This window comes from Bacillus thuringiensis (genome assembly GCF_001595725.1).
In the GTDB taxonomy this organism is placed as follows: Bacteria; Bacillota; Bacilli; order Bacillales; family Bacillaceae_G; genus Bacillus_A; species Bacillus_A thuringiensis_K.
Map to the genome: position 1 here is coordinate 262,512 of NZ_CP014282.1, position 22,114 is coordinate 284,625.

Genomic DNA, 22,114 nt, shown 5'->3' on the forward strand with positions numbered 1-22,114 from the left:
TGATTATGTAATTCAAACGAAAAGTGAATATTATAGCCGTCGTATAATATCGGGGATATGGCCCGAAAGTTTCTACCTAGCTACCGTAAATGGCTTGACTACGAGGCGTTTGTATAAAGATGAGGGGAAACTTGTCTTTGTTTATAGAACGCTTCCATGTATAAATGCAATGGAAGCCTTTTTTATTTCTCGGGATAAAAGAGGGCTAGGAGAAATGCGGCGAGTAATCATATAACGGGGGAAACGTAAGATGAAACGCTATTTTCAGTTTGATGAGCTCGGTACGAATTATAAGACTGAGTTCATAGCAGGGTTAACGACATTTCTATCTATGGCTTACGTACTATTTGTCAATCCTGCTACGCTGTCGCTTGGAAATGTTAAAGGGTTACCAGCAGGTACAGGGATGGATCCAGGTGCAGTATTCGTTGCTACGGCATTAGCGGCAGCGATCGGTTCGTTAATTATGGGTATTTTCGCGAAGTATCCAATTGCTTTAGCGCCGGGTATGGGAATTAACGCGTTCTTTGCTTATACAGCAGTGTTAACGATGGGTATTCCGTGGCAAACGGCCATTGCTGGAACATTAATGTCAGGTATTATCTTTATTATTCTTACTGCTTCAGGTATTCGTGAAAAAATCATTAATGCAATTCCATCGGAGTTAAAGTTTGCAGTAGCAGCAGGTATTGGATTATTCATTGCTTTCCTTGGATTCCAAAATGCCGGAATTATCGTGAAAAACGATGCGGTTCTTGTTGGGTTGGGGGACTTAACAAAGGGCACAACGTTACTAGCAATCTTCGGGGTTGTTACTACGATCATCTTCATGATTAAGAAAGTTAATGGTGCAGTATTTTACGGTATGATTCTTACAGCGATCTTAGGAGTTGCAACAGGATTAATTGATACTCCGAAAGCTGTGGTGGGAGCAATACCGAGTCTAGAACCAACGTTCGGCGTGGCGTTAACGCACTTCGGCGATATTTTCACAGTTCAAATGGGGATTGTTATTATAACGTTCTTCTTTATAGATTTCTTTGATACAGCAGGTACGCTTGTAGCGGTTGCGAATCAAGCAGGATTAATGAAGAACAATAAATTACCACGTGCAGGAAAAGCGTTATTTGCAGATGCGATTGCAACTGTAATTGGTGCGATCTTGGGTACATCAACAACAACGTCTTACATTGAATCTTCTGCAGGGGTAGCAGCGGGAGGGCGTTCTGGATTTACAGCAGTTGTAACAGCAGGATTCTTCTTACTGGCACTATTCTTCTCGCCATTACTAAGTGTTGTAACGCCAGCTGTAACGGCACCGGCTTTAATTATTGTAGGAATCTTGATGGTTTCTTCCTTAGGGGAAATTGATTGGAAGAAATTCGAGATTGCAGTACCAGCATTCTTTACAATTATCTCTATGCCACTTACGTATAGTATCGCAACTGGGATTGCGATTGGATTTATCTTCTATCCAATTACAATGGTTGTGAGTGGTCGTCGTAAAGAGGTTCATCCGATTATGTATGTTATGGGAGTTTTATTCGTACTATATTTCATCTACGTTCGTAAATAAAAGGGGTTTTTTGAAAGGTCTAGACTTAAGGGGAGTCTAGACCTTTTTTGCGTCTTCAGAAAATCTTAAGGATTTCCGAGCGTTTTTCTTCAGAAGTTTTCCTATAATAGAAGTTAGGGATTAAAAAAGTGATGGGGGAGATATTGTGGCACACGAAACAATACTTGTCGTAGATGATGAAAAAGAAATTCGGAATTTAATTACAATCTATTTAAAGAATGAAGGATATAAAGTATTACAAGCAGGAGACGGAGAAGAAGGATTACGTTTACTAGAAGAAAATGAAGTACATCTAGTCGTATTAGATATTATGATGCCGAAAGTGGATGGTATTCATATGTGTATGAAGGTAAGGGAAGCGAAAGAAATGCCTATTATTATGCTTTCTGCGAAAACGCAAGATATGGATAAGATTTTAGGGTTAACAACGGGTGCAGATGATTATGTAACGAAACCATTTAATCCGTTAGAGTTAATCGCAAGAATTAAATCTCAGTTACGCCGTTATATGAAAATGAATGGTTTCGCTATACAAAATGAGGACGAGCTAGAAATTGGAGAGATGAAAATAAACATCTCGACCCATAAAGTTATTGTGGACGGAGAAGAAGTGAAACTGACCCCAAGGGAATTTTCAATTCTAGAATTACTAGCTCGTAATCCGGGTATGGTCTTTAGCGCGGAACAAATTTATGAAAAGGTTTGGAACGAAAGATCTTTCCAGTCTGATAATACGGTAATGGTGCATATTCGAAAAGTACGTGAAAAGATTGAGGAGAATCCAAGGAAACCTAGATATATAAAAACAGTATGGGGAGTGGGGTATAAGATTGAAAAAGATATTTAATCCGTTTACTTATGTTAGGAAAATTCGAGAATTAATTAGGAAGATAATAAAGAGTGTGAAACGGAGTATACGAATTCAACTTATTACTGCATTTACTGCTTGTGCGTTATTAGGACTCTTTGTATCAACGAAGATAGTAGCACCTGTTTTTGAAGATGCTAGTCGACATGCTGAGATTAATTATAGAGATGGTATGGAACAAATTAATCGTAAAGCGCAAAGTACCGCGGAAATGATGGTTGATGCAAATAAATTAGATGCTGTACAAAGTATGATAGAGCTAGAAAATGAAAATTTAGAGCAGAGGCAGGATGCTTTTAAAATATTAGTTACGGATGAAAGTGGTAAGGTTTTGTATAAAACGAAGCAGGCGCAAGAAGAACAAATTAATTTGCATAATACAATTCGTAATGCAACTTCGTTTGCTATCAATTATTCAAATAATAATGATATTGAAAGATCTAGAAAAGAGTTTATTACTTTCTCACCTATTACAATTGAAGGTAAAAATTTGTATATGTTTGTGAGCGGAATTCCTCAAGGAGAAGTAGTGTATTATAAAGTAGAAGGGCCATTCCCATTTTTAATTGGTGTACTCGTATTCATTTTCTCTTTCTTCTATATAACAAAGAGAAAGATGAAGCAAATTGAAGCGATGGCACAAGGTGTAAAGGAAATAGAAAAAGGAAACTTAGCGTATCGTATAGAGAAGAAAGGTGAAGATGAGATTGCATCTTTAACAGAAAATATTAATAATATGGCAGAAGAGCTTATGAATAATATAGAAAAGGAACGTAAATTAGAGAAGCAAAAGAACGAGCTTATTACAAATGTATCTCACGATTTGCGTACACCACTGACTTCTATTATGGGTTACTTGCGATTGCTTCGAGATTCTAAATATGAAAATAAAGAGCAACACGATGAATATACGAGAATTGCTTTTGCGAAGTCAGAGCAGTTAAAGAATTTAATAGAAGATTTATTTGAGTATACGAAGTTAACGAATGAACAAGTTGTATTAGAAAAACAAGAAGTATGTGTAAATGAGTTATTGGAGCAATTAATAGAAGAGTTAGTACCGCAAGCGGAAGAGCATGGACTTACGTTTGTTAAGAAGTTTCCTGAGGAACGTGCTTATGCATCGATTGATTCGGAAAAGATGGTTCGTGTATTTGATAATTTACTAATGAATGCAATTAAGTATAGTAAAGATGATGGAGAGATAAAAGTTTCTCTTCAAAGGCAGCGTAGGGATATACAAATTGTAATTGCGAATCATAGTGAAGATTTTACGAGAGAAGAGTTAGCGAATTTATTTGAACGTTTCTATAAGAAAGATCAATCTCGAAGTAGAGTAACGGAAGGGTCGGGACTCGGTTTAGCGATTGCGAAAAGTATTGTTGAGTTACAAGGTGGTAGTATTCGAGCGGAATATAGGGATGGTATTATTCAATTTATCGTCTCGTTACCAATTATAGAGAAATAATAAATGAATAGAATGATATGTGATAAAAAGGCTTATTTTAAAAGAAATAAGCCTTTTTATATTTTTTATAAAAACGTATTGACGATTATACTTTAGAGGTGTAATATAGAACAAGTCGCCGATGACATTAACGTCGCAAGCGACAAACAAAATGAAAAACTTAGTTGACATTAACTAACGAAGATGTTAACATAAGGAAGTCGCAAATGAGCGACCAAGTAGTTCTTTGAAAACTGAACGAAACAAACAACGTGAAACGTCAATTTTTATTTTAGATGCTAGACAAACTAACTTTATTGGAGAGTTTGATCCTGGCTCAGGATGAACGCTGGCGGCGTGCCTAATACATGCAAGTCGAGCGAATGGATTAAGAGCTTGCTCTTATGAAGTTAGCGGCGGACGGGTGAGTAACACGTGGGTAACCTGCCCATAAGACTGGGATAACTCCGGGAAACCGGGGCTAATACCGGATAACATTTTGAACTGCATGGTTCGAAATTGAAAGGCGGCTTCGGCTGTCACTTATGGATGGACCCGCGTCGCATTAGCTAGTTGGTGAGGTAACGGCTCACCAAGGCAACGATGCGTAGCCGACCTGAGAGGGTGATCGGCCACACTGGGACTGAGACACGGCCCAGACTCCTACGGGAGGCAGCAGTAGGGAATCTTCCGCAATGGACGAAAGTCTGACGGAGCAACGCCGCGTGAGTGATGAAGGCTTTCGGGTCGTAAAACTCTGTTGTTAGGGAAGAACAAGTGCTAGTTGAATAAGCTGGCACCTTGACGGTACCTAACCAGAAAGCCACGGCTAACTACGTGCCAGCAGCCGCGGTAATACGTAGGTGGCAAGCGTTATCCGGAATTATTGGGCGTAAAGCGCGCGCAGGTGGTTTCTTAAGTCTGATGTGAAAGCCCACGGCTCAACCGTGGAGGGTCATTGGAAACTGGGAGACTTGAGTGCAGAAGAGGAAAGTGGAATTCCATGTGTAGCGGTGAAATGCGTAGAGATATGGAGAACACCAGTGGCGAAGGCGACTTTCTGGTCTGTAACTGACACTGAGGCGCGAAAGCGTGGGGAGCAAACAGGATTAGATACCCTGGTAGTCCACGCCGTAAACGATGTGCTAAGTGTTAGAGGGTTTCCGCCCTTTAGTGCTGAAGTTAACGCATTAAGCACTCCGCCTGGGGAGTACGGCCGCAAGGCTGAAACTCAAAGGAATTGACGGGGGCCCGCACAAGCGGTGGAGCATGTGGTTTAATTCGAAGCAACGCGAAGAACCTTACCAGGTCTTGACATCCTCTGAAAACCCTAGATAGGGCTTCTCCTTCGGGAGCAGAGTGACAGGTGGTGCATGGTTGTCGTCAGCTCGTGTCGTGAGATGTTGGGTTAAGTCCCGCAACGAGCGCAACCCTTGATCTTAGTTGCCATCATTAAGTTGGGCACTCTAAGGTGACTGCCGGTGACAAACCGGAGGAAGGTGGGGATGACGTCAAATCATCATGCCCCTTATGACCTGGGCTACACACGTGCTACAATGGACGGTACAAAGAGCTGCAAGACCGCGAGGTGGAGCTAATCTCATAAAACCGTTCTCAGTTCGGATTGTAGGCTGCAACTCGCCTACATGAAGCTGGAATCGCTAGTAATCGCGGATCAGCATGCCGCGGTGAATACGTTCCCGGCCTTGTACACACCGCCCGTCACACCACGAGAGTTGTAACACCCGAAGTCGGTGGGTAACCTTTTTGGAGCCAGCCGCCTAAGGTGGGACAGATGATTGGGGTGAAGTCGTAACAAGGTAGCCGTATCGGAAGGTGCGGCTGGATCACCTCCTTTCTATGGAGAATTGATGAACGCTGTTCATCAATAAAGTTTCCGTGTTTCGTTTTGTTCAGTTTTGAGAGAACTATCTCTCATATATAAATGTATGTTCTTTGAAAACTAGATAACAGTGTAGCTCATATTTTTTAATTTTTAGTTTGGTTAAGTTAGAAAGGGCGCACGGTGGATGCCTTGACACTAGGAGTCGATGAAGGACGGGACTAACGCCGATATGCTTCGGGAGCTGTAAGTAAGCTTTGATCCGAAGATTTCCGAATGGGGAAACCCACCATACGTAATGGTATGGTATCCTTATCTGAATACATAGGGTAAGGAAGACAGACCCAGGGAACTGAAACATCTAAGTACCTGGAGGAAGAGAAAGCAAATGCGATTTCCTGAGTAGCGGCGAGCGAAACGGAACATAGCCCAAACCAAGAGGCTTGCCTCTTGGGGTTGTAGGACATTCTATACGGAGTTACAAAGGAACGAGGTAGACGAGCGACCTGGAAAGGTCCGTCGTAGAGGGTAACAACCCCGTAGTCGAAACTTCGTTCTCTCTTGAATGTATCCTGAGTACGGCGGAACACGTGAAATTCCGTCGGAATCTGGGAGGACCATCTCCCAAGGCTAAATACCCTAGTGATCGATAGTGAACCAGTACCGTGAGGGAAAGGTGAAAAGCACCCCGGAAAGGGAGTGAAAGAGATCCTGAAACCGTGTGCCTACAAATAGTCAGAGCCCGTTAACGGTGATGGCGTGCCTTTTGTAGAATGAACCGGCGAGTTACGATCCGTGCGAGGTTAAGCTGAAGAGGCGAGCCGCAGCGAAAGCGAGTCTGAATAGGGCGTTTAGTACGTGGTCGTAGACCGAAACCAGGTGATCTACCCATGTCGGGTGAAGTTCAGGTAACACTGAATGGAGGCCCGAACCCGCACGTTGAAAAGTGCGGGGATGAGGTGTGGGTAGCGGAGAAATTCCAATCGAACCTGGAGATAGCTGGTTCTCCCCGAAATAGCTTTAGGGCTAGCCTTAAGTGTAAGAGTCTTGGAGGTAGAGCTGATTGGACTAGGGGTCCTCATCGGATTACCGAATTCAGTCAAACTCCGAATGCCAATGACTTATCCTTAGGAGTCAGACTGCGAGTGATAAGATCCGTAGTCAAAAGGGAAACAGCCCAGACGCCAGCTAAGGTCCCAAAGTGTGTATTAAGTGGAAAAGGATGTGGAGTTGCTTAGACAACTAGGATGTTGGCTTAGAAGCAGCCACCATTTAAAGAGTGCGTAATAGCTCACTAGTCGAGTGACTCTGCGCCGAAAATGTACCGGGGCTAAATACACCACCGAAGCTGCGGATTGATACCGAATGGTATCAGTGGTAGGGGAGCGTTCTAAGGACAGTGAAGTCAGACCGGAAGGACTGGTGGAGTGCTTAGAAGTGAGAATGCCGGTATGAGTAGCGAAAGACGGGTGAGAATCCGTCCACCGAATGCCTAAGGTTTCCTGAGGAAGGCTCGTCCGCTCAGGGTTAGTCAGGACCTAAGCCGAGGCCGACAGGCGTAGGCGATGGACAACAGGTTGATATTCCTGTACCACCTCTTTATCGTTTGAGCAATGGAGGGACGCAGAAGGATAGAAGAAGCGTGCGATTGGTTGTGCACGTCCAAGCAGTTAGGCTGATAAGTAGGCAAATCCGCTTATCGTGAAGGCTGAGCTGTGATGGGGAAGCTCCTTATGGAGCGAAGTCTTTGATTCCCGCTGCCAAGAAAAGCTTCTAGCGAGATAAAAGGTGCCTGTACCGCAAACCGACACAGGTAGGCGAGGAGAGAATCCTAAGGTGTGCGAGAGAACTCTGGTTAAGGAACTCGGCAAAATGACCCCGTAACTTCGGGAGAAGGGGTGCTTTCTTAACGGAAAGCCGCAGTGAATAGGCCAAGCGACTGTTTAGCAAAAACACAGCTCTCTGCGAAGCCGTAAGGCGAAGTATAGGGGGTGACACCTGCCCGGTGCTGGAAGGTTAAGGAGAGGGGTTAGCGTAAGCGAAGCTCTGAACTGAAGCCCAGTAAACGGCGGCCGTAACTATAACGGTCCTAAGGTAGCGAAATTCCTTGTCGGGTAAGTTCCGACCGCACGAAAGGTGTAACGATTTGGGCACTGTCTCAACCAGAGACTCGGTGAAATTATAGTACCTGTGAAGATGCAGGTTACCCGCGACAGGACGGAAAGACCCGTGGAGCTTTACTGTAGCCTGATATTGAATTTTGGTACAGTTTGTACAGGATAGGCGGGAGCCATTGAAACCGGAGCGCTAGCTTCGGTGGAGGCGCTGGTGGGATACCGCCCTGACTGTATTGAAATTCTAACCTACGGGTCTTATCGACCCGGGAGACAGTGTCAGGTGGGCAGTTTGACTGGGGCGGTCGCCTCCTAAAGTGTAACGGAGGCGCCCAAAGGTTCCTCAGAATGGTTGGAAATCATTCGTAGAGTGCAAAGGCATAAGGGAGCTTGACTGCGAGACCTACAAGTCGAGCAGGGACGAAAGTCGGGCTTAGTGATCCGGTGGTTCCGCATGGAAGGGCCATCGCTCAACGGATAAAAGCTACCCGGGATAACAGGCTTATCTCCCCAAGAGTCCACATCGACGGGGAGGTTTGGCACCTCGATGTCGGCTCATCGCATCCTGGGGCTGTAGTCGGTCCCAAGGGTTGGGCTGTTCGCCCATTAAAGCGGTACGCGAGCTGGGTTCAGAACGTCGTGAGACAGTTCGGTCCCTATCCGTCGTGGGCGTAGGAAATTTGAGAGGAGCTGTCCTTAGTACGAGAGGACCGGGATGGACGCACCGCTGGTGTACCAGTTGTTCTGCCAAGGGCATAGCTGGGTAGCTATGTGCGGAAGGGATAAGTGCTGAAAGCATCTAAGCATGAAGCCCCCTCAAGATGAGATTTCCCATAGCGTAAGCTAGTAAGATCCCTGAAAGATGATCAGGTTGATAGGTTCGAGGTGGAAGCATGGTGACATGTGGAGCTGACGAATACTAATAGATCGAGGACTTAACCATATAATATGTAGCAAATGTTATCTAGTTTTGAAGGAATATGCCTTCAATAGTTTGGTGATGATGGCAGAGAGGTCACACCCGTTCCCATACCGAACACGGAAGTTAAGCTCTCTAGCGCCGATGGTAGTTGGGACCTTGTCCCTGTGAGAGTAGGACGTCGCCAAGCAACTGTAAGACGAGTCAGAATGACTCGTCTTTTTTGTATGCTTTCATACCTCTCTTAATTGCTTGTTTAACTCCTTCTAAATAGGCGAATCCATGCCTTTTATCTGGTTCTAAGTAAGTACCTTCTGCCCATTCATTCCACGCATTAATAAATAAAAACTCGCTGTTGTAAAGAGAATAGGTACGATGGATTTGTTTACTTAAATATATCGTGAACTTCTCAGGAGTAGAACCGAGGAAGATGCTGCTATTTAAGTCTTTGCGGCGTGCTGTGTTGTCCCAGTCAACAAAGGCACCGGGAAATGTTTTTTTCTTTGAAGGAGATCGTTTTAATATATACATCCACACTTTATCATAATCCCAAGCGTTTATTTGTTTACCAGACTCATATATTGTCTTATTTATGTCTGAAGAGCTATCATGAGCAATTGTATAAAAAGGCTCGAATTGAATGCTAGCATCGAATCCATTTATATTAGGAAGTGGGAAGCTGTTTAATGTTTCTACAAAGTATATACCTTTCAAACCATTTTCTTGTGCGAGTGTATTCCAGTAATTCAGCATTTGCTCACAGTCAGGGATATGCCCAGGACGATAAATAATGAATAGTGGTTTATCATCTATACGGATATATCTTTCATCTTGGAAAGCCTGTAATAAATAGTCAAAGTGTTCTTTCCAATCCGATAACTCTCCATAATTTTGTGGCATTAATATGTGACTATCAAGACCATCCCAAGTTTTTGTCCACGGTTCATTTGCCCAAGAAAGGCAAAATGGAAAATCTGGTTCACCCGTCTTAAGTACTTCATTAAAGGGTGTCTCCAATAGCCTTTTCCCTTTAAACCAGTAATGGTAATAACAAAAACCATATATGCCGTGTGCTTTGGCAATTTTTACTTGCCATTTTCTTACGGATGGGTCCGTTAAGTCATAATAAAAATCTTGATAAGGTTCTCTAGGTTGATAATGTCCTGCAAATAAAGGTCGTGCACTTTTAGTATTTGTCCATTCAGTAAAACCTTTTCCCCACCATCGGTCATTTTCTTTTATTTGATGAAACTGTGGTAAGTAAAAAGCGATTATTTTCAAAGTATATCCTCCTTATGTTCTTTGTAGTTCGAAGTGGTGGGAAGTTACTTTTGATTTTTTGAATCGAGTTTAAAGCGCTAGATAGGTTATTTACTTACTATTTTGTTGTGCTTCATATTGAATTCTGAATTCGTTTTTACAGTTTGCTCAATAGAGGAATCTTGGATGATTTAATATATGGCTGAGATGAAAAGTGATTTTCATTATAAAATTATGCGCATTACCATGTACGAAAAGGGTTAATCTTTTTGGAGAACAAACAGGGCTTGGGGTAATCGGTTTGCATCGTCAAAAAAGTCCCGTAACTTTAAATACTTCTCATAGTGATTTTTAATATAAGTTCTAGGTATAACAGTTTCACCGTAAAAACTACTATTTCTAACATCTCCTGCCCCTGTAGGGCTGTGGACGAAATTTCCGCTTTCATAATCCGAGATGGCACGATTTATATCTGGAAAAGCTTGTGATAAAGTTTTATGCCAACCCGTTTGAATGAATTCAGGGTGTTCCTTGAATTGTTGACAGTAATCGAGAAAATAGCGTGCTTGTGTTGTGGCTATGAAGATGCCACCCGGACGAAGAATTCTTGAAAATTCTTTTATCCAATGTTCTGCAGTTTCTTCGGATAAATGTGAGAATACAGAATAAGCGAATATGATGTCTAATGAATTGTCACTAATAAATTCTACAGGAGGTTGTGGATTGGCTGTTTTATATATTCCTCTTCCTAACGTTTCATTGCAAATGTTAATCATTGCGGGATCTACATCAATACCAAGTAAATTTTCATCGCGAACATCTTTGAAAAAAAAGCGTATAATTCTTCCCCATCCGCAACCAAAGTCTAAAATTTTACGTTCTTTATTCAAGGGAACGCCTAAATTTTGGGCATATGTTTTTACATGGCTATAAAACAAATATGCTTCATAAAGAGCGTGTTCATAGGAAGCTCCTACAAACTGTTGTTGAATTTCTTCAGGGGGGAACATAGGTACTGGGGTGCCGTTTATCTTTGTTTGTGAGCAACTTTGTATAAATAGATTTAGAAGTTCAACATCAGAAAGAGGACTAACAAGGTTATCAAAATCATTTCCTAACTTAAAGTTATTCATTTGTTAACCTCCAAATTATATAGTGCCTAAAAATTATGTTCGTGTTTTTTACTAATAAAAACATGTAGAAATTCAGCATCTAATCCTAGTGATCTATCCTTTTGTAAATAAACAATTGTATACATATTTGCATGTGTATAAATATATTCAATCATATCTTGGCCCCAATCAAATGTTACTAAAGCCCCCTTCTCATCAATAGGATTTCCATGATAAATTGGCTCTTCCATATACTCAATTCCGTCTTTATTGTTTCTTGCTCTTTGTAAAGTCTTTGGGAGTGTATGATACCAAGGGACAGTAAACACATGAGCGCCACCAGGCTTTAATACACGTTCTATTTCTTTAAAGGCTTTCTCTGGCTCCATTACGTGTTCAAAGACATCTTGCGTAATGAACAAATCAAAAGATTCATTTTGAAAAGTCATGTTTTCTAAATTCTCACATCTAATTCCTTGAAAGTATTGACCAAGAGGATAGTTTTTAAAGTATTGAGAATATGTATAGTTTTTGCAGTTTTTTATTAGTAGTTGAGTTGTAATTCCTCCTGGTGAGGACTCGTGGATATGATAGGAACCCCATTTTGGAAAAAATGTATTTAAGACATGAACTAAAGCTCGTTGCCTCGGTATAGAGTGACATGTAGAACATAAATAGTGATCTCTAAGCCAATCATTATGCTCTATAAATGTAGCTTCCTTCTCACAAATAACGCAGTATCCATTATTGTGCTTCAAATTACCTTCCACATGACATCCCTCCTGTATAAAATGCAATGTATTTCCCCCATTATTTTCATGGCAGTAATGCTCTCACCTCAAAATCCGGCTGGAGCAAAGAAGTTGGGTGGGATATGAACTGCCCGTAAACGCCCTCACTTTATGGATAGTATCAGACACATGTGAAACCAAAGAGAGTGGGTAGAAATTAGGGAAACCATAAAAGTAAGATTGGTAGAAGGGAATAATTAGTAGGGGAGAACCCCACACTAATTAAAGTTTCACTTTATGCTATGCGATACATTTGCTTTTATTCATTGAAAAACGTAGGGGTTTAAAATATCCCTTTCGTGTATGGATACATTTCAAAGTCCTTTGCATATATTTCTGTAACTAAATCCATTGTTTCTTTGTCATAAAAGCTTGCGTATGTTGGAAATCGGGGAAAGGCTTCATCTGTAATGCTAAGTTCTGCATAGCTTCCTGTATAAACCATCTTGTGAGCGCGATGATGACCTGAACTTGTAAGTTTGGTTAGGTCAGATTTAATCAAACCGTATTCGTTTTCTATTTTGGGAATTTGCTTATTAAAATCTTCTAAAGGTATATAGCGTTGGATAAAGGCTTCTTCACCTTGGACGTATTGTTGACTAAAGTGCATATCTATTACTTGGGAATTGGAACCAAGTGCTTGAACGTAATATAAAAATTGTTTGAATGATATTCCTTGCTTACTATGCTTGTCATTATAAAAACACTTTCGGATACTATTCCATTGAGGACTAGCATAAGGATTGTCAGCAAGTAATAAAAATGAGCTAACGGCCCTCTTATAGGGATTTCGTACGAGTTTACAAACATGCTTTTTGGCTTCTAGAAGACCGCTATGTACCGCTTGTATATAATTGGGGTTATTTTTATATACCCAGAATTCATAGTAATGAATAAAATCATTGTATTTCTTTGCTTCAGGAAATAATCCAATTTGAAAGAAGAACCAATTAGCTAATGCGGTACATCCGCTTCTATGACTCCAAAATAATATAAGGGGAAAATCCTTATGGAAATGCGGAATTCGATCTTTATGTAGAATGATGTACTCTAAAAACTTTTGATTTATATTTTTCATGAGTTTAACACTCCTTTTTTAAGGGTATAGAAGAGGATTTTTTATTAATCCAATATATTCATGAGAATGAGTAAATATTATGAGTGTATTTTGCTTTCGTCTTAAATAAGAAAGCCATTCTAAAAGGGAAATATAAAATAAAGATAATGAAAATGTATAAGAGGCATACAATTAATTATAAGAAAAGAAATAATAAAAGTGTCCAAGTTCATTTATTTGTATTTCTAGGTGTGATAAGCAAAAATCTTATTACTAGAGAGGATATTATGGGGAAGAATAATTATTTAATAGTAGGTGGAAATAGTTTCATTGGTATTAACCTCGCATTAGGTTTATTGAAACAAGGTCAAAATGTAAAAGTATTTTCCAGACATATAAATAATTTTCCTCAAAATCTTATAAGTGAGGTTGAATTTATTAAAGGTGATTTAGCAAATGTTGAAGATATATATAAGGCTTTAGTAAATGTGGATATTATTATTTATTTAGCTGCAACGTCTAATGTAACAACTTCAATTGAAGATGTTTTTGGAGATAGGAACAGTAGCTTTTTTTTTCTTAATTTCATGGAAACTGTTAAACGTTTCCCTATTAAAAAAATTGTATTAGCATCCTCTGGAGGCACAGTTTATGGTGAACCAGAATATTTACCTATTGATGAGAAACATCCATTAAAACCACTATCTCCTTATGGAATAACAAAAGTGTCGCTTGAAAATTATTTGTACTTTTATAAGAAAAAGTATGGAATGGACTATGTTGTATGTAGATATTCTAATCCATATGGAAAATATCAAAACCCGTTAAAGAAAGTTGGAGCAATAAACTGTTTTTTGTATCAGCATCTCAGTAATGAAAAGATTAATATATATGGGAATCCACAAGAGATTATTCGAGATTATATTTATATCGATGATCTAGTGGAAATCACTATACAACTATCACAATTAAATCGCTTGAAATCTTGTGTGTATAACATAGGGAGCGGCAAGGGTCTCTCTTTAAAACGAATTATAGTAGAATTGGAGAAATTAACGGAAAGAAAAGTGGACTTTATCTGCTATAAACAAAAGCAAGAAAATGTTCAAAAAATCATTTTAAATATAGATAGGGTAAGACGAGAATGTAATTGGGAACCGAAAGTGGATTTCAAAAGTGGAATTAGATTAAATAAGCTATGGATTGAAGAGTTCTTATATAGTAAAAAATAATAAGCCATGCCCTACTTCTGTATAAGTAGAGCATGGTTTATTATTTTGTTTCTTTTTGTATTACCCAAAGGTCTTGATGTTCCCACCAAAAACCTTCAGTGTATTTTTTGATGATAGGATTATAAGGTAATAATTTAATTTTGTCACATACGTAAGAGGGACTAACGATCGTTTGCCCGTATTGATGCACATCTAAATCCAGTTGTTCACTAGAGGGGAGAAACCAATAACCCTGTTTATTTAAATCTGGAAAGCCGAAGTACTTTTTACTTTGATATCCATGAGTTGTGAAAATGAATAATCCGCCAGGGGACACAGCATTATACAATGTTTGAAGCCAACGAAACCAAGTTGTATCAGGCATATGAGAAAAAAAGGATAGACCAAAAACGATATCATACGTAGACGATAATTTTACTTGTTCCGGCTCAGGGTGAGATAAGATAGATGAAGTATTTAATGTGCGTTCAATAAAACTAATAGCCTCTTCATGTATATCACAGGTAGTTATATGTAAGTTCGTTTGTAAGTTTAATAAATGGCGTGTTACGCAGCCATATCCGGATGCGAATTCTAATAATTTTGTTGGAGTGTCTACAGGAGGATAAAAGGAAGTCATTAAATCTAAGAGTGTTTCTGCTGATTTTCTTCCATCTTTAAAATAATAATCTATTGCTTCTTTTTTAGAAGGAAAGACTGGATTCGTGACCAGGAATTGGAAGATATGATCCTCCGGATGGATACTTGCATTTACATTGTAGTTCTGTGCAATTTGAGAAATCAAATCTTTATTTGCCTCTATAAATTCTTTCAAAGAGTAACCCTCCTTAAATAATAGTAATGTCTTACAAGAGATACTGATGGTAAAGAAAATATATAATTAAACCTTCAAATATGTTTTAAGATACTTTCTATATGCGTACATTTTCTTTTTTGAAATGTCGTCGATAGTAAAGGTTTCTTTAATGAAATTCTGCATTTGTACAACTTCACTGTAATGGGAATATGAATCTTCTGCTCTCGTTACACTATTTGTATGTCGTCTATGATAGTTTAGAGGTTTTGGATTGAAATAAATGTTCCCCTCTTTAAGGATAGAAACATAGAAAAACCAATCACCGGCTATTTTAAACTGTTCCAATTGTTTTGCTGTTGTTTTTATATCTATGTTTTTAAAAACTACACTTGAGACATTAGGTATGGTGTTTTTGATAAGTAACGTATCTTGTATTTCATCTATCCCTTTTCGCACATAAGAACTCTGCCATTTTTCTTTATCAATATCATTTGTGTAATCTAAATAATGATTGGCCAATATATTTCCTTGTTCATCTATTTGTTTTGATTGTGTGTAGCTTAAGGCAACATCACTATCTATATGAAAACCTTGTATTACTTCTTCTAAAAATGTCTGATCACATAAGTCATCGGCCTCAGCAATCCAAATATAATCACCGGTTGCTGCAGAGACACCTTTTATCCATTGTTTAAATACAGAACCAGAGTTTTTATAATTAATAATCTGCTGAATTTTCAGGTGATGTTTATTTTCGTTTGAGAGCAGCTTTTCAAATATAGATACGCTATTGTCAGTAGAGGCATCGTCTAGGAAAATTAGTTCGTAAAGGGGATAGGTTTGATTTAATATTGATTTAACTCGTTCGGATAAGTATTTTTCGTAATTATAGTTCGGTACAATGACGCTTATTTTTTTATAATTATGCTCAAGCAAGTTTAATAATTGATAAATGTAATGAAGAAAGTTGAAATTTTTTTCAATAAGTTCTTGGCCAAAGGTCCCTTTTTGTAATCGTAAATCTTCATCCCCGATAAATTCGTATATTTTTTCCAGCATCATCGGTAAGTTTAAATAGTCTACTAATGCGCCAGTTTGTTCCGTAACAACATCTTCAAAACCTCCAGCGTTTTTAAACCCTATAACAGGGAGTTTTGTATCTAATGCTTCTAAAACCACGTTTGGGAAAGGATCTTCTCTTGAAGTTAATAAATATAAATCAGCCCCAGCGTTATATAAACCGATATCTGGAGTAGGATCCACTAATGTAAAATGTGCTGTATATCTTGGTGATAGCGTGTTTAAAAAGTGAACATCTGTTTTCCCAACCCAGATAAAATGAATATTTTTATGAATCTTTCTTACTGAGTAAGCAATAAGTGAGAATAAATCTATCCCTTTTCGATGATCAGCGAAGCCTACCCCCAAAATGATTTTACTATCTAGAGGCAGGTTGTGTTTTTTTCGTAATTCGTTTCTCGCTTTTGCAATATTGTTCTTATAAGGATTGTGGTTAAACAAACCTTGAGGGAGGATGTGGCACTTTTGATGATCTAATTGGGTGATTGTACGGAACTTTTCATACACGTATTGTGAAGGGAAGACAATTTTGTGAGCAGACTCGGCAATTTTTATCGCTTTTCCCTCAGCAGAGTACTGTTGTATTAAATGCGGCAATTCATGTATTAATGAAATAACTTTTATATTATGTTTAGCTAGTAATGCAACTATATCACCACTTATGACGGTACTACATATGGCGATGGTATAGTCTTGTGATAATAACTTCTTTATTAATGATTCGATCTTTTTGTCCGTTGGGTAGTCTTCCTCTAGGCAATAAACAGGACCATACTTTTGAAAGTCGTGGATTAAAATGCCCGTTCCAATAGAAATAATTGCGACGGAGTAATGAAAGTTTTCTTTGAGAGCTTTAATAGTATGTAAAGAAAGCAGCTGTGCTCCGTGGAAATGGGCATCATGGGATACATAAATGATTTTCTTATTAACATGCATTTCATAACGCCTCCTAAGGTTAATTAGATTTTTAGTAAATGTATGGTGTATTTATAATTTCTAGAGAGAAGTCTAAATAAAAAAGCTACTTTTAATATATATTTGTTTGGCTTGATATTCATTCTTTAGAAAGTATAAACTGTCGATTATGAAAGGGACTGCGCTAGTTTATTAATCTTTAGGGAAGAAGTATAAAAATACCCTTCATAATTTATAAAATAAAAAGGATAAAAGGTATTGACGATTAGAGTATAGAGGTGTAATATAGAACAAGTCGCCGATGACAACAACGTCGAAAGCGACAAACGAAATAAAAAACTTAGTTGACATTGAAAGATGAAAATGTTAACATAAGGAAGTCGCAAATGAGCGACTAAGTAGTTCTTTGAAAACTGAACGAAACAAACAACGTGAAACGTCAATTTTTATTTTAGATGCTAGACAAACTAACTTTATTGGAGAGTTTGATCCTGGCTCAGGATGAACGCTGGCGGCGTGCCTAATACATGCAAGTCGAGCGAATGGATTAAGAGCTTGCTCTTATGAAGTTAGCGGCGGACGGGTGAGTAACACGTGGGTAACCTGCCCATAAGACTGGGATAACTCCGGGAAACCGGGCTAATACCGGATAACATTTTGAACTGCATGGTTCGAAATTGAAAGGCGGCTTCGGCTGTCACTTATGGATGGACCCGCGTCGCATTAGCTAGTTGGTGAGGTAACGGCTCACCAAGGCAACGATGCGTAGCCGACCTGAGAGGGTGATCGGCCACACTGGGACTGAGACACGGCCCAGACTCCTACGGGAGGCAGCAGTAGGGAATCTTCCGCAATGGACGAAAGTCTGACGGAGCAACGCCGCGTGAGTGATGAAGGCTTTCGGGTCGTAAAACTCTGTTGTTAGGGAAGAACAAGTGCTAGTTGAATAAGCTGGCACCTTGACGGTACCTAACCAGAAAGCCACGGCTAACTACGTGCCAGCAGCCGCGGTAATACGTAGGTGGCAAGCGTTATCCGGAATTATTGGGCGTAAAGCGCGCGCAGGTGGTTTCTTAAGTCTGATGTGAAAGCCCACGGCTCAACCGTGGAGGGTCATTGGAAACTGGGAGACTTGAGTGCAGAAGAGGAAAGTGGAATTCCATGTGTAGCGGTGAAATGCGTAGAGATATGGAGGAACACCAGTGGCGAAGGCGACTTTCTGGTCTGTAACTGACACTGAGGCGCGAAAGCGTGGGGAGCAAACAGGATTAGATACCCTGGTAGTCCACGCCGTAAACGATGAGTGCTAAGTGTTAGAGGGTTTCCGCCCTTTAGTGCTGAAGTTAACGCATTAAGCACTCCGCCTGGGGAGTACGGCCGCAAGGCTGAAACTCAAAGGAATTGACGGGGGCCCGCACAAGCGGTGGAGCATGTGGTTTAATTCGAAGCAACGCGAAGAACCTTACCAGGTCTTGACATCCTCTGAAAACCCTAGAGATAGGGCTTCTCCTTCGGGAGCAGAGTGACAGGTGGTGCATGGTTGTCGTCAGCTCGTGTCGTGAGATGTTGGGTTAAGTCCCGCAACGAGCGCAACCCTTGATCTTAGTTGCCATCATTAAGTTGGGCACTCTAAGGTGACTGCCGGTGACAAACCGGAGGAAGGTGGGGATGACGTCAAATCATCATGCCCCCTTATGACCTGGGCTACACACGTGCTACAATGGACGGTACAAAGAGCTGCAAGACCGCGAGGTGGAGCTAATCTCATAAAACCGTTCTCAGTTCGGATTGTAGGCTGCAACTCGCCTACATGAAGCTGGAATCGCTAGTAATCGCGGATCAGCATGCCGCGGTGAATACGTTCCGGGCCTTGTACACACCGCCCGTCACACCACGAGAGTTTGTAACACCCGAAGTCGGTGGGGTAACCTTTTTGGAGCCAGCCGCCTAAGGTGGGACAGATGATTGGGGTGAAGTCGTAACAAGGTAGCCGTATCGGAAGGTGCGGCTGGATCACCTCCTTTCTATGGAGAATTGATGAACGCTGTTCATCAATAAAGTTTCCGTGTTTCGTTTTGTTCAGTTTTGAGAGAACTATCTCTCATATATAAATGTATGTTCTTTGAAAACTAGATAACAGTGTAGCTCATATTTTTTAATTTTTAGTTTGGTTAAGTTAGAAAGGGCGCACGGTGGATGCCTTGACACTAGGAGTCGATGAAGGACGGGACTAACGCCGATATGCTTCGGGAGCTGTAAGTAAGCTTTGATCCGAAGATTTCCGAATGGGGAAACCCACCATACGTAATGGTATGGTATCCTTATCTGAATACATAGGGTAAGGAAGACAGACCCAGGGAACTGAAACATCTAAGTACCTGGAGGAAGAGAAAGCAAATGCGATTTCCTGAGTAGCGGCGAGCGAAACGGAACATAGCCCAAACCAAGAGGCTTGCCTCTTGGGGTTGTAGGACATTCTATACGGAGTTACAAAGGAACGAGGTAGACGAAGCGACCTGGAAAGGTCCGTCGTAGAGGGTAACAACCCCGTAGTCGAAACTTCGTTCTCTCTTGAATGTATCCTGAGTACGGCGGAACACGTGAAATTCCGTCGGAATCTGGGAGGACCATCTCCCAAGGCTAAATACTCCCTAGTGATCGATAGTGAACCAGTACCGTGAGGGAAAGGTGAAAAGCACCCCGGAAGGGGAGTGAAAGAGATCCTGAAACCGTGTGCCTACAAATAGTCAGAGCCCGTTAACGGGTGATGGCGTGCCTTTTGTAGAATGAACCGGCGAGTTACGATCCCGTGCGAGGTTAAGCTGAAGAGGCGGAGCCGCAGTGAAAGCGAGTCTGAATAGGGCGTTTAGTACGTGGTCGTAGACCCGAACCAGGTGATCTACCCATGTCCAGGGTGAAGTTCAGGTAACACTGAATGGAGGCCCGAACCCACGCACGTTGAAAAGTGCGGGGATGAGGTGTGGGTAGCGGAGAAATTCCAATCGAACCTGGAGATAGCTGGTTCTCCCCGAAATAGCTTTAGGGCTAGCCTTAAGTGTAAGAGTCTTGGAGGTAGAGCACTGATTGGACTAGGGGTCCTCATCGGATTACCGAATTCAGTCAAACTCCGAATGCCAATGACTTATCCTTAGGAGTCAGACTGCGAGTGATAAGATCCGTAGTCAAAAGGGAAACAGCCCAGACCGCCAGCTAAGGTCCCAAAGTGTGTATTAAGTGGAAAAGGATGTGGAGTTGCTTAGACAACTAGGATGTTGGCTTAGAAGCAGCCACCATTTAAAGAGTGCGTAATAGCTCACTAGTCGAGTGACTCTGCGCCGAAAATGTACCGGGGCTAAATACACCACCGAAGCTGCGGATTGATACCGAATGGTATCAGTGGTAGGGGAGCGTTCTAAGGACAGTGAAGTCAGACCGGAAGGACTGGTGGAGTGCTTAGAAGTGAGAATGCCGGTATGAGTAGCGAAGACGGGTGAGAATCCCGTCCACCGAATGCCTAAGGTTTCCTGAGGAAGGCTCGTCCGCTCAGGGTTAGTCAGGACCTAAGCCGAGGCCGACAGGCGTAGGCGATGGACAACAGGTTGATATTCCTGTACCACCTCTTTATCGTTTGAGCAATGGAGGGACGCAGAAGGATAGAAGAAGCGTGCGATTGGTTGTGCACGTCCAAGCAGTTAGGCTGATAAGTAGGCAAATCCGCTTATTGTGAAGGCTGAGCTGTGATGGGGAAGCTCCTTATGGAGCGAAGTCTTTGATTCCCCGCTGCCAAAAAAGCTTCTAGCGAGATAAAAGGTGCCTGTACCGCAAACCGACACAGGTAGGCGAGGAGAGAATCCTAAGGTGTGCGAGAGAACTCTGGTTAAGGAACTCGGCAAAATGACCCCGTAACTTCGGGAGAAGGGGTGCTTTCTTAACGGAAAGCCGCAGTGAATAGGCCCAAGCGACTGTTTAGCAAAAACACAGCTCTCTGCGAAGCCGTAAGGCGAAGTATAGGGGGTGACACCTGCCCGGTGCTGGAAGGTTAAGGAGAGGGGTTAGCGTAAGCGAAGCTCTGAACTGAAGCCCCAGTAAACGGCGGCCGTAACTATAAACGGTCCTAAGGTAGCGAAATTCCTTGTCGGGTAAGTTCCGACCCGCACGAAAGGTGTAACGATTTGGGCACTGTCTCAACCAGAGACTCGGTGAAATTATAGTACCTGTGAAGATGCAGGTTACCCGCGACAGGACGGAAAGACCCCGTGGAGCTTTACTGTAGCCTGATATTGAATTTTGGTACAGTTTGTACAGGATAGGCGGGAGCCATTGAAACCGGAGCGCTAGCTTCGGTGGAGGCGCTGGTGGGATACGCCCTGACTGTATTGAAATTCTAACCTACGGGTCTTATCGACCCGGGAGACAGTGTCAGGTGGGCAGTTTGACTGGGGCGGTCGCCTCCTAAAGTGTAACGGAGGCGCCCAAAGGTTCCCTCAGAATGGTTGGAAATCATTCGTAGAGTGCAAAGGCATAAGGGAGCTTGACTGCGAGACCTACAAGTCGAGCAGGGACGAAAGTCGGGCTTAGTGATCCGGTGGTTCCGCATGGAAGGGCCATCGCTCAACGGATAAAAGCTACCCGGGGATAACAGGCTTATCTCCCCCAAGAGTCCACATCGACGGGGAGGTTTGGCACCTCGATGTCGCTCATCGCATCCTGGGGCTGTAGTCGGTCCCAAGGGTTGGGCTGTTCGCCCATTAAAGCGGTACGCGAGCTGGGTTCAGAACGTCGTGAGACAGTTCGGTCCCTATCCGTCGTGGGCGTAGGAAATTTGAGAGGAGCTGTCCTTAGTACGAGAGGACCGGGATGGACGCACGCTGGTGTACCAGTTGTTCTGCCAAGGGCATAGCTGGGTAGCTATGTGCGGAAGGGATAAGTGCTGAAAGCATCTAAGCATGAAGCCCCCCTCAAGATGAGATTTCCCATAGCGTAAGCTAGTAAGATCCCTGAAAGATGATCAGGTTGATAGGTTCGAGGTGGAAGCATGGTGACATGTGGAGCTGACGAATACTAATAGATCGAGGACTTAACCATATAATATGTAGCAATGTTA

10 protein-coding genes, 5 rRNA genes and 1 riboswitch are annotated in these 22,114 nt (G+C 41.6%); of the genes, 9 read left to right on the forward strand and 6 right to left on the reverse strand.

Going from position 1 to position 22,114, the window contains the following annotated elements; all coding sequences use genetic code 11:
- Positions 1 to 19 precede the first annotated feature (19 nt).
- Positions 20 to 121, forward strand: a riboswitch (purine riboswitch).
- 129 nt (positions 122 to 250) lie between these two features.
- The 6 genes from AXW78_RS01485 to rrf all read left to right on the forward strand — a co-directional run bounded on the left by AXW78_RS01485 (position 251) and on the right by rrf (position 8,957).
- On the forward strand, positions 251 to 1,576 hold the full coding sequence (locus AXW78_RS01485) for an NCS2 family permease (protein WP_000833096.1): 1,326 nt from the start codon (positions 251 to 253) through the stop codon (positions 1,574 to 1,576).
- Positions 1,577 to 1,721: 145 nt separating this feature from the next.
- A complete protein-coding gene (locus tag AXW78_RS01490; protein WP_000929884.1) occupies positions 1,722 to 2,423 on the forward strand; it encodes a response regulator transcription factor in 702 nt (233 codons plus the stop codon).
- Positions 2,407 to 3,912, forward strand: coding sequence for a HAMP domain-containing sensor histidine kinase (locus AXW78_RS01495; protein WP_000719249.1), 1,506 nt, complete (start codon positions 2,407 to 2,409; stop codon positions 3,910 to 3,912). The genes AXW78_RS01490 and AXW78_RS01495 overlap by 17 nt, the downstream gene beginning before the upstream one ends.
- A 293-nt stretch (positions 3,913 to 4,205) precedes the next feature.
- Positions 4,206 to 5,749 (forward strand): 16S ribosomal RNA (locus AXW78_RS01500).
- A gap of 145 nt (positions 5,750 to 5,894) precedes the next feature.
- Positions 5,895 to 8,791: ribosomal RNA gene (locus AXW78_RS01505) — 23S ribosomal RNA — on the forward strand.
- 50 nt (positions 8,792 to 8,841) lie between these two features.
- Positions 8,842 to 8,957, forward strand: a 5S ribosomal RNA gene (rrf, locus tag AXW78_RS01510).
- Together the 16S, 23S and 5S rRNA genes form the textbook arrangement of a ribosomal RNA operon.
- A gap of 14 nt (positions 8,958 to 8,971) precedes the next feature.
- Here the strand turns inward: rrf and AXW78_RS01515 are convergent.
- From AXW78_RS01515 to AXW78_RS01530, 4 genes are all read right to left on the reverse strand, one after another.
- Positions 8,972 to 10,048 carry a glycosyltransferase WbsX family protein gene (locus AXW78_RS01515; RefSeq protein WP_061883712.1) on the reverse strand — a complete coding sequence of 359 codons (1,077 nt, stop codon included), beginning with the start codon at positions 10,046 to 10,048 and terminating at the stop codon, positions 8,972 to 8,974.
- A 239-nt stretch (positions 10,049 to 10,287) separates the two neighbouring features.
- Complete coding sequence (locus AXW78_RS01520; protein ID WP_061883713.1) at positions 10,288 to 11,160, reverse strand: class I SAM-dependent methyltransferase; 873 nt, start codon at positions 11,158 to 11,160, stop codon at positions 10,288 to 10,290.
- Between the two features lie 26 nt (positions 11,161 to 11,186).
- On the reverse strand, positions 11,187 to 11,909 hold the full coding sequence (locus AXW78_RS01525; protein WP_061883714.1) for a class I SAM-dependent methyltransferase: 723 nt from the start codon (positions 11,907 to 11,909) through the stop codon (positions 11,187 to 11,189).
- A gap of 304 nt (positions 11,910 to 12,213) precedes the next feature.
- Positions 12,214 to 13,008 (reverse strand): sulfotransferase family 2 domain-containing protein, encoded by a 795-nt coding sequence (locus AXW78_RS01530; RefSeq protein ID WP_000790062.1) that lies wholly within the window; start codon positions 13,006 to 13,008, stop codon positions 12,214 to 12,216.
- Positions 13,009 to 13,274: 266 nt separating this feature from the next.
- Here AXW78_RS01530 and AXW78_RS01535 point away from each other — a divergent pair, with 266 nt between their 5' ends.
- Positions 13,275 to 14,219: an NAD-dependent epimerase/dehydratase family protein gene (locus AXW78_RS01535; protein ID WP_000517674.1), complete on the forward strand. Its 945-nt coding sequence runs from the start codon at positions 13,275 to 13,277 to the stop codon at positions 14,217 to 14,219.
- 40 nt (positions 14,220 to 14,259) lie between these two features.
- Here the strand turns inward: AXW78_RS01535 and AXW78_RS01540 are convergent, their stop codons facing one another.
- Together AXW78_RS01540 and AXW78_RS01545 are read right to left on the reverse strand one after the other, a co-directional pair.
- Positions 14,260 to 15,033, reverse strand: a complete 774-nt coding sequence (locus AXW78_RS01540; protein WP_000657498.1) for a class I SAM-dependent methyltransferase — start codon at positions 15,031 to 15,033, stop codon at positions 14,260 to 14,262.
- Between the two features lie 66 nt (positions 15,034 to 15,099).
- The gene (locus tag AXW78_RS01545; protein WP_000558383.1) at positions 15,100 to 17,031 is read right to left on the reverse strand and encodes a glycosyltransferase; all 1,932 of its coding nucleotides are present in this window, start codon (positions 17,029 to 17,031) and stop codon (positions 15,100 to 15,102) included.
- 452 nt (positions 17,032 to 17,483) lie between these two features.
- On the opposite strand from AXW78_RS01545, the gene AXW78_RS01550 reads away from it, so the two are divergent.
- Positions 17,484 to 19,034 (forward strand): 16S ribosomal RNA (locus AXW78_RS01550).
- Between the two features lie 145 nt (positions 19,035 to 19,179).
- Positions 19,180 to 22,095: ribosomal RNA gene (locus AXW78_RS01555) — 23S ribosomal RNA — on the forward strand.
- The last annotated feature ends 19 nt before the right edge of the window (positions 22,096 to 22,114 follow it).

Coding starts and splice junctions, on each gene's coding strand:
- AXW78_RS01520 (WP_061883713.1), bottom strand. CDS start 11,160: ATGAATAACTTTAAGTTAGGAAATGATTTTGATAACCTTGTTAGTCCT.
- AXW78_RS01545 (WP_000558383.1), bottom strand. CDS start 17,031: ATGCATGTTAATAAGAAAATCATTTATGTATCCCATGATGCCCATTTC.
- AXW78_RS01530 (WP_000790062.1), bottom strand. CDS start 13,008: ATGAAAAATATAAATCAAAAGTTTTTAGAGTACATCATTCTACATAAA.
- AXW78_RS01535 (WP_000517674.1), top strand. CDS start 13,275: ATGGGGAAGAATAATTATTTAATAGTAGGTGGAAATAGTTTCATTGGT.
- AXW78_RS01485 (WP_000833096.1), top strand. CDS start 251: ATGAAACGCTATTTTCAGTTTGATGAGCTCGGTACGAATTATAAGACT.